Genomic DNA, 12,704 nt, shown 5'->3' with positions numbered 1-12,704 from the left:
GACCGGAGGTGTCTTCCGAGGGGTAGCGGGCAGGGCACTGCGATAGTTCAAGGGGTAGCGGCTGCCAGCAGCTTGGGCAGATCGCGCATATCGTCGAACAGGGTTGTGCCTGGTCCTTCCAGCCGCGAGGCTGGTGTGAGACCGCCGCAGTAACCGAAGGCCCGCATGCCGGCGGCACGGGCCGCCTCAACTCCGTATGCGCTGTCCTCGATCACCGCGCACGCGCGGGGCTCCACGCCCATGGATCGAGCAGCATGCAGGAAGAGGTCGGGGGCAGGCTTGCCTCGGGGGACGTCGGCTGCGCTGAAGATTCGCCCCTCGAAGTAGTCGCTCAGCGCAACGAGCTCCAGGTTTCTCCTGAGGCTGGCGTGGTCAGTGTTCGACGCGACGCAGATGGGTGTGATGAGGTCATTCAGGGCTTCTGTGACGCCGTCGACAGCAGTGAGTTCCGCTTCGAAAGCCGCCTGATACAGATGCTCGTACTGCTGCAGCCAGTCCTTCTCCAGACGCCGTCCGAGCTGTTCCTCCACGACAGCCGTGTAGACCTCGGTGGACGAGCCGACGAACTTCTCGATGATCTCCTCCTCGGTGAACACGCACCCAAGGTCCGCCATGATCATCGCGTCCACTTTGACGCATACTCGCTCGCTGTCCACTAGCACGCCGTCACAATCGAAGATCACCAGCTCAGCAGGGCTCCGCATCATGGTCGGCAGTGTAGGCATGACGTGTCTAACCCCGTGCACTGTGTGGCTGTCCGTCCCGCATTGCTGTCGTTCAACGAACAATGAGAGCGTTTTCCAACCTGCAATGCGGGTTGGCCAGTTGGGCTGATAGACACGTGAAACCCCTGGTAGGCGGGTTTCGACCAAGAAATCCGTCTCCGCCAGAGGTCAACCGCTCCCACGCGAAGATCTGAGCCCTTGCCGAACAGGCCGTCGCCACCTGCAAGTCCTGGCGACTCCTGCTCCGCAAACTGCGATGCCCGACCACCCGCATCACGAGCCGCGTCCAAACAGTCGCTGCCTGCATTTGGCGAGCTCGGACTGAGTGGAAAACCCTCACTGTGTCCGCCGACTGGGGTCCATTTGTTGGCAAGCGACGGGTTCGGTATCACTTCCAGGGCTCCTCCCAACCGCCGTCCACATACCAGGTGCTGTCGACTAGCCCTCGGTACAGCGCCGCTTTCCAGGAGTTACGCCCTTCGACAGCGGCCTTAATCTCTGCGGTCTCCTGCAGGTGCCCACGCAGCTCTGCAGGCAGCAAGGGGTGTTTGGCCAGGCTCATGCCGAGGGAGCGCAGCTCGTTGCCGATCTGCGAGTTGTAGAGTCCCGACAGATCCAGCGCGGCGAAGTGGTGGCGGGCACGTGCGGCAAAGGTGGGCGGCATGTCCGCTGGAGGGTCGACATAGAAGATTACCGAGGGCTTAGGGGGCCCGGTGATCCGGGCAAACAACCACAGATGATCGTGGACATCCCCGTCGAAGTAGGGGTGAAGCGTCTGGTCACCCGCATACGTCGGAGCCTGCTCCCTCTTTTGATGGTTGCACCTGGAGCAGGCCGGGACGAGGTTGACGGGTACAACGGACAGCAGCGGAAAGGAGTCCTTCGGCATCTGATGATCGAGGGTGTCCGCGGCACCGTGCCCGCATAGGGCGCACAGCCCGTGGCAGCTGCCGCGAAGCTTGTCGTAAACAGCGCGTCCGGCCCCGCCAACCATGCGGTTGACATAGGTCTTCTTCAGTTGCTCGTTGAGACTGCCCTTGGCGGCCTTGGCGGCCTTGGCGACCTTGGCGGCCTCGGCGGGCTTGGCGGCCGGCTCACCATCGGGTTGATGTTTGAGGTGACTGAGGGTGTGCTGGGCCTGCTGGGCTGCGGCAACCTCATATGCGGCCGCCGCTTTAACAACAATTTCCTTCAGCCCTTGCAGGGCCTTACAAACGCCAGAAGGGCGGGCTGTGGCTGTGCAGATGTCGTAGACGGCTCCGCTGTCCAGGGTGGGCTTGTCCATTGGGATCATTCAGTCGTCACCCCGCAGGCTGCCGTCAGCGGAACGGGTGTCACGCTCGGCAATCAACGAGCGGGCAATGATGCGGGCCTCGCCGCCCAGTCGGCCCCGGAAACGTTCGAGGATCTCCTGATAGGAGAGCCCGTCGTTGACCGTGCGGCTGAGATCGCGGTGGAACCCAGTGTCAGTGACCTCCAGGCCGAAGACCTCGTGAGTGAGGACGCCGACGTTCTCCCCGAAGGTTTCGATGGTCGGCCGGAGTGCAGTGAACTGATCGCCGTGACGCAGCAGCTTCCAAACGCACTCGGAGGGGACCTCTTGGAGGACTACCGGGGAGTGCGTGGCGACAATCGCGAGTCCGTTGCGGTCGGTCAGGAGATCCGACAGAGCTCGGACGAACGCCGCAAGCATAGGGGGATGCAGGTGCGTTTCCGGCTCATCGATGAGGACCAGAGTGCGCTCACCGACGTTCTCTACGAGCCTCGTCATAGTCAGCAGGACGACCTTGTGGCCGGAACTGAGCGAGTTGAACAGGCTGCGGGCCACGGTGCGTCGGCGTGCGGTGGGATTAATTCTGGTGTACGAGCTCAGCCATCCCTGGGGCAACAGACCACTGCCGGAGTACGACAGGGTCTGTAGGGCGGCCGTCCACCGTTCATGCAACTCGGCGGTACCGAGGCAGACGTCCAGGCTCTGGGCGAACTCTTTCTTGAGCCGGGCTGGTGACTTCATTTGCGGGGTCTGCCCCTGGACCGACGGCTGGCACAAACCTACGTAAACCGTGGGAAAGTCCTCCACGTCCTCAGGCAGCAGAGGTGGGGTGTCGAAGGCGCTGAAGGAGACCCGGACGAGGTTGGCGAAGGAACGCCCTGCCGTGACGTCATAGGCAGTGCGGGGAATTGCCGGCTCCCTAGCCGCCTCTACTTCGAAGATCCAACCCACCTCCTCGGGGTCGGCTTGAAGATCGGCGACTGCCCGCGAGAGTCGCTGCAGCAAGACTGACTTGCCCGCCCCGTTGCGACCGGTGAGAACATGGATGTTGGACGGCGGCTGCTGACCAGGAATGACCCGGAAGCCGAGAGTCAGACGATCACCACCATCTTGCGTGGGGGAGACGTAGCCGATGTTGAAGGAGGTGCGGCGCACTCCCCCTCGGGCTACGCGCCGGAATTGACCTTCGACCGTGTGAGTCCTGAGTGAGCGCATCAACGAAACGCGCGTGACTTCCTGACCCTGCGCCGAGGCGAACACCCGTTCGTCCAGAGCCATGTCCTGCAGCCCGCGCAGCACAGCCTCGGACGTACCGCCGGCCAGTTCGTTGAGCCTCTCGTAGTAGGTATCGTCCTGCCCGACGGAGAAGTATTCGTCTGACAGCATCGTGAAAGACGACGGGAGCTGCACGACGGTCTCGGCGCCCGGCTCCATGTCGAACGATGCGATCTTCACATGGCCGATGTCGTGACGTCCCCGGTTGTCGACGACTTGAAGGCGGAACATGGTGCGCCATCCGAAGTCGTCCCAGGAGTCTCTGACCAGTACGGCGAGCGGCCGGGGATCAAGCGGGATACGGTCCCCCCGGTCATGTACAACGAACCGCACGCCGCCCCCTGAACACTCTCCGCTGCTCCGCCCGGCTAAGTGGGCGACATCCCAATCCTAAGCTCGTAACACGATCACGAGCGGGCGCTCTGTCGGGTCTCGCTCGCGCAGGCTCTCGAGCAGAGCCGGCGCCCGGTCGGCCAGGAGCCGGATCCGCACTCCGCACGGCGGTTGCGGAATGCGTCAGCCATTCAGAAGACTGCGCCTTCGTCGATGCCGTCCGGACCGCCTCCGCAAGGGTCGGAGTGAGGGCGGCCAAGACCTCCACGGCCTCGGTGATGTACCGGTATGCGGTCGTGGTTCCGATGCCGACCCTGCTGCGAGCTGGGCATACGGGTGCCCGTTTGCGGAGATGCGCGGCGAGGGTGAGCAGAGCCTGCCGAACGGCGCTCAGACGCCGCCAGCGAGTGCCGAGCTCCCGGCGGTGCTGGCGGAGCTTGGCGGACAGGAAGCGCAGGGCAGAGCTGGACACGTCGACGCCGGACGGGAAGCAAGCAGAGACGGATTTCTTGGTCGAAAACCCGTCTACCAAGGGTTTCACGTGTCTATCAGCCCAACTGGCCAACCTACATCGCAGGTTGGAAGACGCTCAACGACAGGGGCTGGTTGTTCCGGTTCGGTCAGTCATCTTCGGCCTCAGCCACGTGATTCCCCCTATCTCTCAGCCTGACAGCTCGCGTAATTGGCGCCGGTCTCCGTGCGTCTCCGCTCGGAGGTCTGCGGATTTGGCTGGGCTGCGCGTCTGGCCGGGGAGTGGGCGTGGCCGCTGCCGGGAAGCGGTGCAGGAATGGTCACGTTGGACTTCCTGACGGGGCCTGGACGGCTCGCCTGTTCGGTTCTGCGGCGCGAGCGGCGGAGCCGTCGCGAAGTGGGGCGGCAGACATGAACGCAGCGGCGGCACAGCCGCCGCGCCGCGCGGCCCGCCTCTGGCGGGCCGCCTTGATCCAGTATGGAAAGTTTGAACGCGCCTTCCTGGGCCCACTGCCGCGCCGGTGCTGTCAAGCCGCGTACGCGGCTCATCAGCCTGCCTCGCGCATCTCCCGGCGTCCATCCGATGCTGACCGTTAGTTCGCGGGGCCGACACAACCCGGAAGGGACAAGGGTGGGAAAGGAGATGGCGGTGCATCAGATGGGATGCGGCCGAATCGGTTGCCCGCAGGGCGGGATCTCAGGTCCCTGCTTGCCGCAGGACGGGATGCCGGATGCGCCCATCGGAAACGCCGTTCAGATTGGGACCCGTGGCCGCAGGGGTCGCGAAATCACAGCGTCTACGCGGGGAATTGCTACCGAGCTGCGGTAGGAAGCAGCTCAGACACGGGGAGGACCACGGTGAACGATACGGATCGCGCGTTGCTCACGGAGATCGTGGAACTACTGGACGGCATGCGCCGGACCGTTGCAGACCTGGACGCCCGGGTCGCCGCGATCAGCGGTCGTACTCCCGGCTTTCCAGTCGCTCGACCTTGGCCTCAAGAGTCGCAACGTGCTGGCTGAGTTCACCGATGTACGCGGACATGTCGCGGAGTTGATCGCGGACGGTGGTGAGGATTTCTGTCAGCAGACTGGTCTCTCCGGTTGGCCTAGCCCGCTTAACGCTGGGCTCACCGCCCTTCGCGGCGGTCGTGCTCGACGCCTTGTCGGCTGGCGCTTGACTCTCGGAGACAGCCGCCTCGGACACATTGGCGGTGTACCAGGCCGGGGGCGTGAGGTCGAAGGTGAATTCCCCGGCAAGCTCGGCCAGGGCGTCTGTCTCCGGCTTGGCGTCGGGGTCGCTGACGTAGCTGCCGCGGCCGTGCACGGAGTAAATGAGCCCTTCCTCGCGCAGCACGTCCAACGCCCGGTACACGGTGTTGTTGGCGATGCCGAGTTTGTCCCGCAGCGCGCGCGACGAGGGAAGCCGGTCGCCGGGCTTGAGCCGACCCGAGGCGATCTCGTCTCGCAGCTTGTCCGCAGCCAGCAGATAGGGCGGGCGCGGATCGTCGGAAGGCAGGCTCATACCTCGGAGGATAGTTCGCCCTAGGCCGCCCTGGACATCCCGCCCGGGTGACCCCTTGGAACGATCACCTAGGGCGACCTTGATCGCCCTTGACCGCCCTAGGGCAGTTCAGCTACAACTTGACCCACGCCAGACCGAACACACGGTCTGCCAACTAGGGAGTGATTTGTATGGCCAAGGCCAGCGTGCTGGTGAACACCGACCTGTCGACGTACATGGTCGTGATGCCGCCGGTCGACAAGATGCAGGGCGCCGACGACGCGCCGAAGGTCCGCGCCTTCGACCGGGAGACCGCCGAGGTGCTGTCGGTGATCACCCTGGCCGAGACATTCAAGGACCGGGCCCAGGTCATCAAGGTGACTGTGCCCGAGTCGCAGATCCCCGAGGCGATCACGCCGGGGATGCAGGTGCGGCCGGTGGAGATGATCGCCTCGGTCTGGGCGAACAAGGGGTTCGGCGACCAGGTCAACTCGGGCCTTTCCTATCGGGCCAAGGCCCTGGAGCTGGCGCAGTGACGCTGGTTCTTCCGTGCGCGCATCCGGCGTGGCCCGAGGGGGATGGCGATTCCCGCTTCACCCTCGGGCCGGTCCTGGACGTGGAAGCAGTGCTGGTGAAGCACGGCTACCCGCCGATCACGAGCCAGCGAGACCTGTTGAAGTCGAGGTCGGCGCTCTTCGGATTCATCTACGGCGACACGACAAAAGGGGGTACACAGGAATGAGTCCCGAAGAGATCACCGGCCATGCGCCGGTAGTGGCCACGGTCATCGGCGCGGTGCTACTCGTATGGGCCGCTATCAAGCTAGTTCGGTATCTGCGGGCGGACGAGGGGACGCGCCGCAGCATCCGGCAGGCGGTTCGTATCCGCGCGACCTGGCATCGGCTGGCCAAGATGGCGGGGCTGTCGGTCATCGACCGCACTCCGCCCCCTCTGGCCTTTCTCAATACGACGAGGGACGGGTCCGAGCCCAAGCCGCGTGAGCTGGTCCCCACGATTCGGACCACGCCGGACCCGTTCGGTGTGATCATCGGGATCAAGCTGCTGCCTAGAGTCGGCATCAAGGAACTCCAAGACAAGGCTCGGTTCCTGGCCGACGCGTGGGGCTGCGCCCGTGTTGCGGTCGAGCCCGGCAGGCCGGGCTATGCCGTCATGCGCGCGGTGCGCTGGGACCCACTGACCGATCGCACCGTGTACAAGCCGACCGGACGACCCCCTGATGCGCTGTCGGTGTGGCCGGTGGGCACGGACGAGTACGGCGGGGCCGTGTCCGTCGAAATCAAGGAGAAGTCCGGTTCGACCGTGGCTGGCGGTGTCGGAGGCGGCAAGTCCAACCTGCTCACCACCCTCATCACCCGCTTCGCCCCGTCGCCGGCGGTCCAGTTCGCGCTCCTCGATGGAAAGGTGGACGATGCGCCGTACGGCGATTACGCGGACGCAATACCGCGCTTGTTCGCCCATGCCGGTCACGACCTGGAAGAAGCGAACGCGCTGTTCACGCGGCTGGTCAAGCTCCTAAGGGAGCGCACTGTGTCGGCCAGGAAGGTGCTGGGCACCCCGAACATGTGGCACGTCGGCCCCAGCGTCGATTGGCCTCTCGTGATCTTCGTGATCGACGAGTCCCACACGTTCTTCCGTGACCACAAGGGCAGCGACCCGAAGACGAAGAAGCTCGCAGCCCTGGCGGCAGAAAACACACGGCTGGTTGAGACGCTGGTCAAGATGGGCCGCTCGGTCGGCATCTTCACCGTCCTGGCCACCCAGAAGGCAACCGGCGATGCCATCCCCACCTCCATCCGTGACGTGTGCAGTGCCGCCCTCTCCTTCGGACAGCGCACCACAGATGCCTCTGTGGCAGCCCTGGGCGAGGACATCCGCAACTGGCCGGACGCTGATCCGATCAACCTCCAGGGATCCCACTACGTCGGCGTGGCCTCCATGGCCGCCGAAGGACGCCCCGGCTTCGTACGGGTCCGCACCCCCCGCATGGACCCCCACGATGTTGCCGCCATAGCGAACGCCACCGCCCACCTCACCCAGGACCCTGCCGAGCTGCTCGCCAGTCTCACCGCTCTCAGCCTGCGCAAGCCCGAGCCACCCCAGCACAGCGAACCGCCCGCAGCCTGACCTCTGCCCAACGCCAACCGCCCCTGAAAGGAGGTGAATTCCATATGGCGGAAGACCGGATCACTCAGCGAACGGTCACTATCGTGATGGTCGTCATTGCCGCTCTGGCATTCGTGTTCTCCTTCGGCAACGTCTGGGCCCTGGCCGTCCGGCTCGGCGTCCCCCAGCCGGTCGCCCCGCTTATCGCCCCGATGGTGGACCTCTCCGTGGTCGGACTCCTGGTCGCCCTGCGCTACCTGTCCCTGCGTGGCGTCCCCGCCGACAAGCTGAAATCTGCAACCCGGCTCATGCACCTGTCCGGCCTGCTGACCCTCAGCCTCAACGTCGTTGAGCCGATCTTGGCCGGGCACTATGGCCGTGCCGCAGTGGATGCGGTCGCCCCGCTCCTCCTGCTCGGCTGGGGCAGCGTCGGCCCTACCCTGCTGCGCCACTTCCACACCGTCACCGCCCCCACCTCCGCCCCGACTGGACCGGCGCCGGTCATGCAGCCTGCGGCCGATCCCAGACCGATCACGTCAATCCCCTTGGAGCCGAACCCGGTTGAGGCGCCGCCCACAAAGGCGCTCGGCACTCCGGCACCTGCCGCGGCTGCGGTTCCCGCGCCGCTACTGGAAGCTGCACGGTCCGTGGCTACCGACCACCGCGAACGGCACGGTCGGCACATCACTCCGGCCCAGCTCCAAGCCCGTCTCGGCGTCGCCCTGCCCCTCGCTACGGCCGCGCACGCCCAGCTCACCGCCTGAGCCCGGCACTTCCCCTCTTCACAGCTGGCCCCCCATGGGGCCCAGTCCGCCATGCCCCGGGGCAGGAGCACGGACCCCCTGCTCCTGCCCCGCTGCCCCGAGAAAGGCCCCCTCATGACTCAAACCCACAGCATCAGCGCGCCCTTGGCCAACCTCATCGATCTGGCTGCCATGCACGACTTCGACCGGCTCCAAGCCCAGATCGAACGCCTGGGCGGGTGCGCCCGTCCAATCCAGATCACCGGCTTCAGCGCCACGATCAACAAAGAAACCAGCGAGGTCCTGCATGTCTTCAACACAGACGACGAACCAACCGGCCGCCTCCTGGTCGCCTGCGGAAACCGTCGTACCTCCCGCTGCCCCACTTGCGCCGAGACCTACCGCCGCGACACCTTCCACCTGATCGCCACCGGCCTGAGCGGCGGTAAGGGGACCCCCAAGAGCATCGCCACCCACCCCCGGGCCTTCGTCACCCTCACCGCTCCCTCCTTCGGCCCTGTCCACCACAAGATCTCTACTAGGAGCGGCGTTCTTAAGCCATGCCGCTGCGGCCACACTCATGCCGCCGGAGACCCGCTGATCGGCAGCCCCCTCAACCTCGACACCTACGACTACGAATCCGCGGTGCTCTGGAACGCACATGCCGCCAAGATCTGGGCTCGCTTCACAACCCGCCTACGCCGCGAAGTCGCTAAGGCTGCGGGCCTCAGCCAGCGCGAGTTCCGCGACCATGCACGACTGTCATACGCCAAGGTCGCCGAGTACCAGGCGAGAGGCGCGGTCCACTTCCACGCCGTAGTTCGCATCGACGGTCCCGAAGGCTCCAGCGACTCCCCGCCGGCCTGGGCCACCAGCAAGCTCCTCACCAAGGCGACGAAGGCTGCAATTAAGAGCACGGCGGTTCCAGGCCTAGGGATTGACGGCAACCGCCACCTTTACGCCTTCGGCAAGGTCTTCAACGTCCAGCCCATCCGCACCCACGACTTCGATGGCGACACTCCGTTCACGGACCAGACCGTCGCCGCGTACATCGCCAAGTACGCCACCAAGGGCGCCGAGGCAGCCACAGACGCCATCGACCACCCCTTGTACTGCCCCACCTGCCAGGGAACGGGCTACTCCGACCGCTACCGCTGTACCCGCTGCGACGGAACGGGCGAGGGTCAACCCATCGCCCACCTCGTCGTCGCCGACCATGCCAGGAACCTTTTCCGGGCCTGCTTCAACCTCGGTGGACGCCCCGAATACGGGCACCTCCTGCTGCGCAAGTGGGCCCACATGGTCGGCTTCCCTGGCCACTTTTCCACCAAGTCCCGCCGCTACTCCACAACCCTCGGCGCCCTCCGCGACGTACGCAGGGCGTGGCGCACCCATCAGTCCCGTGCCGCCCTCGGCCTCCTCGATGACACCACCCTCGTCCTCGAGTCCGCCTGGACCTTCATCGGCACCGGCTATAGCCCTGGCGAAGAACTCCTCGCCGCACAGGTCCGCCGCGAAAACGTCGTCGCGCGCGATCACAAGAATTGCGCCCGGACAGAAGAGGTCTGGCTGTGACGACCAGGTATGCCGCCCAGAACGAGAAGCTCACCCTGACCGAAGCACTCGACGAAATCGGAGTGTCGCGGGCTGCGTTCTATCGGATGCGAGCTCGAGGCACTGCGCCGCGGTGCCTGAAGCTCCCCAACGGCCAAATCCGCATACGCCGTTCGGACTTGGATGCCTGGTGGACCTCATGCGAGGTACCCGCATGCTGACGTACGACGTGCAGATCTGGGGCATCCGCAAGCGCACCAATCGCGCGGCGTCGTACCAACTCCGTTGGCGCGTAGGCCCACAGCCCTTCTCCAAGAGTTTCAAGATCAAAGCTCAGGCGGACGGAAGGCGCGCAGAGCTGCTGGCCGCACTACGCAACCGTGAGCGGTTCGACACGGATTTGGGCCTGCCCGAATCAGAGGTCCGTGCGTTGGAGTCCCCCACTTGGTACTCCCACGCACGCGCGTACGCCGAGATGAAGTGGCCAGATGCCTCCGCCAAGCACCGCGCGAGCATTGCGGATGCGCTGGCCACTGTCACGCCTAGGCTGGTGACCGACAACCGAGGTGCCCCGACCCCAAAGGTGCTGCGGGCCGCGCTCTACTCCTGGGTCTTCCGGTTCGTCCGGGGCGACGACGGAGTAACCCGGCCCCGGACCGAGGTGGAAGCGCCCCTGCCGAAATCGTGGCCGCGCTCGACTGGATCAGTCGCAAGTCAGTGAACATCGCCGACCTCGATACTCCCAGCGTCCTTCGGACCGCGCTCGACGCGCTCAAGCTGAAGATGGATGGCAAGCCCGCTGCCGAGAACACGGTGAAGCGGAAAGTGCCTGTGTTCAGCAACTGCTTGCGGTACGCCATAGAGCGCGGACTGCTGGCGACGCTCCCCTTGAACAAGGTGGACTGGACGCCGCCAGCGACGGACGACGAGATCGACTTCCGCTTCGTTCCTGGCCCCAAGCTCTCCAAGCAGTTGATCACTGCCGTTGGCAATCAAGGCGTGCGCGGCCGACACCTGAAGGCGTTCTTCGGCTGCCTCTACTACGGGGCCAACCGTCCGGGGGAAGCGGCCAACCTGTGCGAGAACAGCTTCACCCTGCCGGAGCAGGGCTGGGGGGAAGTCCTGTTGTCCACCAGCACGCCCCGTGTGGGCTCCGGCTGGACGGACACCGGCGAGTCTTTCGACACGCGCGGCCTTAAGAAGCGGGCTCGGAAGGCGACCCGGTCGGTGCCGATCCCGCCCGTCCTGGTCCGCATGCTCCGGGAGCACATAAAGGAATTCGGCGTCGCCGAGGACGGTCGCCTCTTCCGCGCGGTCCAAGGAGGTTATCTCCTGTCGAAGGAGTACGGAGAGGTCTGGCAGGCCGCGCGAGAAGGCGTGCTCACGGAATCCGAAGCAGCCTCACCCTTGGCAGACGTTCCGTACTCGCTGCGGCACGCTGGCGTCTCGCTCTGGCTCGACTCGGGTATCTCCCCCGCTGAGGTTGCCCGTCGTGCCGGCCACAGCATCGCGGTCCTTTTCCGCTTCTACGCCAAGGCCATCCACCGCAACCAGGATCGTTCGAACCAGCAGATCGAGCGGGCCTTGGAAGCGGCCGACGACGAGTAGCCCTGCCGCTCCTGTCGTGGGGCAGGAAGGCGCCACCCGCGCCCCACATCTGGGGAGGGTGGCGCCTTTCGCGTTGCCCGGCCCATGGACCTGGTCCACGCGCCGCCTCACAGTCCCGGGCGTGACCTGCGATTTCCCGGTTCTGGCCGATCCGACCTTGGTCCACGCCTGGTCCACAGATACTGGTCAACGACGTGACAGAGGCGGATCAAGGTGAGACAGGCCCTATGAAGATGGGGCACCCCGGATGCGGAGCGCCCCATCTGACCAGCTCGTTCGCCGGCCTGGGCGGAGGGTGTGGGATTTGAACCCACGGTGACATCGCTGCCACGACGGTTTTCAAGACCGTTCCCTTAGGCCGCTCGGGCAACCCTCCCTCGCCCGCCCACCTGCGGCGGAGCGGCCTACAGCCTACCCGGCGGAGCGCCCCGAAGAGGGCGTTGGCCCGTCACCGAACCGTACGCCCGTAAATCGGCCCCTCCTAGATGGAACGCCCCTGCGCCGGGCGGTCACGTCCACGCCGGAATCGGGCTTGCGGATCGCCGCGCGCAGGGCGGCGGCAAGGCGCCGCCTTGCCCTCAGTGGCGGCGCAGGGCACGTTCCGGGTGGCAGATGTCGCAGGGGGCCACATCCGGGTCATGGAGCAGGGCGACCGCCTCGGCGGTGGTGATACGGCGATGGGCAGGGCCCGGTTGCCAGCAGTCCCGTCGGTGGAGGCGGCGGCTGGGTCCGTCGATGGTGCGCCAGAGGTTCTCGACGAGGAACTGGCGCCCCGCGACCGCCCCGTCCGTGGGCACCGCGTCGTAGCGCTCGCCCGGGATCGGGGCGACGCGGTCCGCGGGCATGCTGAAGGCGACGGGTGTGGGTTCGGCGATGGTGCGGCCGTCGGGCAGCCTGGTGCGGGCCACGAGGACGGCCTCGAGCTCGTACCACCAGTGCCCGTCCCTGGTGCGCGTGCGACCGGTGACGATCACGTCGAGCTGCTGCCCGTCGGGCAGGGTGGCCCGGGCCCAGGGGCCCGCCGCTGCGTACCGGTCGTTCACGATGTTCGATTCTAGTTCGAATACCTGTTCCGGCGGGACGGCGGGCGGGCA

The 12,704-nt window shown here is 65.8% G+C and carries 13 protein-coding genes, 1 tRNA gene and 2 pseudogenes; 9 read left to right on the top strand and 7 right to left on the bottom strand.

Annotated features, from left to right (window positions below):
- Positions 1-47: 47 nt before the first annotated feature.
- Positions 48-707, bottom strand: a complete 660-nt coding sequence (locus AB0M26_RS03415; protein ID WP_365253724.1) for an HAD family hydrolase — start codon at positions 705-707, stop codon at positions 48-50.
- 185 nt (positions 708-892) lie between these two features.
- On the opposite strand from AB0M26_RS03415, the pseudogene AB0M26_RS03410 reads away from it, so the two are divergent.
- Positions 893-1,050, top strand: a pseudogene (locus AB0M26_RS03410) (IS5/IS1182 family transposase); the annotation flags it as partial.
- Positions 1,051-1,113: 63 nt separating this feature from the next.
- Here AB0M26_RS03410 and AB0M26_RS03405 read toward each other — a convergent pair.
- The 4 genes and pseudogenes from AB0M26_RS03405 to AB0M26_RS03390 form a co-directional block, all read right to left on the bottom strand.
- Positions 1,114-2,010 (bottom strand): hypothetical protein, encoded by an 897-nt coding sequence (locus tag AB0M26_RS03405; protein WP_365253721.1) that lies wholly within the window; start codon positions 2,008-2,010, stop codon positions 1,114-1,116.
- Positions 2,011-2,019: 9 nt separating this feature from the next.
- Positions 2,020-3,504, bottom strand: coding sequence for an AAA family ATPase (locus AB0M26_RS03400; RefSeq protein WP_365253719.1), 1,485 nt, complete (start codon positions 3,502-3,504; stop codon positions 2,020-2,022).
- Between the two features lie 304 nt (positions 3,505-3,808).
- Positions 3,809-4,138, bottom strand: a pseudogene (locus AB0M26_RS03395) (hypothetical protein); the annotation flags it as partial.
- A gap of 894 nt (positions 4,139-5,032) precedes the next feature.
- A complete protein-coding gene (locus tag AB0M26_RS03390) occupies positions 5,033-5,602 on the bottom strand; it encodes a GntR family transcriptional regulator (RefSeq protein WP_365253716.1) in 570 nt (189 codons plus the stop codon).
- A 170-nt stretch (positions 5,603-5,772) separates the two neighbouring features.
- Between AB0M26_RS03390 and AB0M26_RS03385 the strand changes: the two genes are divergently transcribed.
- The 8 genes from AB0M26_RS03385 to AB0M26_RS03350 all read left to right on the top strand — a co-directional run bounded on the left by AB0M26_RS03385 (position 5,773) and on the right by AB0M26_RS03350 (position 11,610).
- The gene (locus AB0M26_RS03385; RefSeq protein WP_365253713.1) at positions 5,773-6,117 is read left to right on the top strand and encodes a hypothetical protein; all 345 of its coding nucleotides are present in this window, start codon (positions 5,773-5,775) and stop codon (positions 6,115-6,117) included.
- The gene (locus tag AB0M26_RS03380) at positions 6,114-6,323 is read left to right on the top strand and encodes a hypothetical protein (RefSeq protein ID WP_365253711.1); all 210 of its coding nucleotides are present in this window, start codon (positions 6,114-6,116) and stop codon (positions 6,321-6,323) included. Before AB0M26_RS03385 ends, AB0M26_RS03380 begins: the two co-directional genes overlap by 4 nt.
- Positions 6,320-7,726, top strand: coding sequence for an FtsK/SpoIIIE domain-containing protein (locus tag AB0M26_RS03375; RefSeq protein ID WP_365253708.1), 1,407 nt, complete (start codon positions 6,320-6,322; stop codon positions 7,724-7,726). The genes AB0M26_RS03380 and AB0M26_RS03375 overlap by 4 nt, the downstream gene beginning before the upstream one ends.
- 44 nt (positions 7,727-7,770) lie before the next feature.
- Positions 7,771-8,469 (top strand): DUF2637 domain-containing protein, encoded by a 699-nt coding sequence (locus tag AB0M26_RS03370; protein WP_365253705.1) that lies wholly within the window; start codon positions 7,771-7,773, stop codon positions 8,467-8,469.
- Between the two features lie 114 nt (positions 8,470-8,583).
- Positions 8,584-10,023, top strand: a complete 1,440-nt coding sequence (locus tag AB0M26_RS03365) for a replication initiator (protein WP_365253702.1) — start codon at positions 8,584-8,586, stop codon at positions 10,021-10,023.
- Positions 10,020-10,223 (top strand): helix-turn-helix domain-containing protein, encoded by a 204-nt coding sequence (locus tag AB0M26_RS03360; RefSeq protein ID WP_365253699.1) that lies wholly within the window; start codon positions 10,020-10,022, stop codon positions 10,221-10,223. The genes AB0M26_RS03365 and AB0M26_RS03360 overlap by 4 nt, the downstream gene beginning before the upstream one ends.
- On the top strand, positions 10,202-10,723 hold the full coding sequence (locus tag AB0M26_RS03355) for a hypothetical protein (RefSeq protein ID WP_365253696.1): 522 nt from the start codon (positions 10,202-10,204) through the stop codon (positions 10,721-10,723). The genes AB0M26_RS03360 and AB0M26_RS03355 overlap by 22 nt, the downstream gene beginning before the upstream one ends.
- Positions 10,687-11,610 carry a hypothetical protein gene (locus AB0M26_RS03350; RefSeq protein WP_365253693.1) on the top strand — a complete coding sequence of 308 codons (924 nt, stop codon included), beginning with the start codon at positions 10,687-10,689 and terminating at the stop codon, positions 11,608-11,610. The genes AB0M26_RS03355 and AB0M26_RS03350 overlap by 37 nt, the downstream gene beginning before the upstream one ends.
- A 289-nt stretch (positions 11,611-11,899) precedes the next feature.
- On the opposite strand, the gene AB0M26_RS03345 is transcribed toward AB0M26_RS03350, so the two are convergent.
- Positions 11,900-11,986, bottom strand: a tRNA-Ser gene (locus AB0M26_RS03345).
- Positions 11,987-12,188: 202 nt separating this feature from the next.
- A complete protein-coding gene (locus tag AB0M26_RS03340) occupies positions 12,189-12,653 on the bottom strand; it encodes a DUF6233 domain-containing protein (protein ID WP_365253690.1) in 465 nt (154 codons plus the stop codon).
- Positions 12,654-12,704 lie beyond the last annotated feature (51 nt).

The sequence above is a fragment of the Streptomyces sp. NPDC051776 genome (assembly GCF_040681345.1).
In the GTDB taxonomy this organism is placed as follows: Bacteria; Actinomycetota; Actinomycetes; order Streptomycetales; family Streptomycetaceae; genus Streptomyces.
Note: the sequence above shows the minus strand (reverse complement) of the source record. Positions and strands in the feature narration are given on the sequence as shown.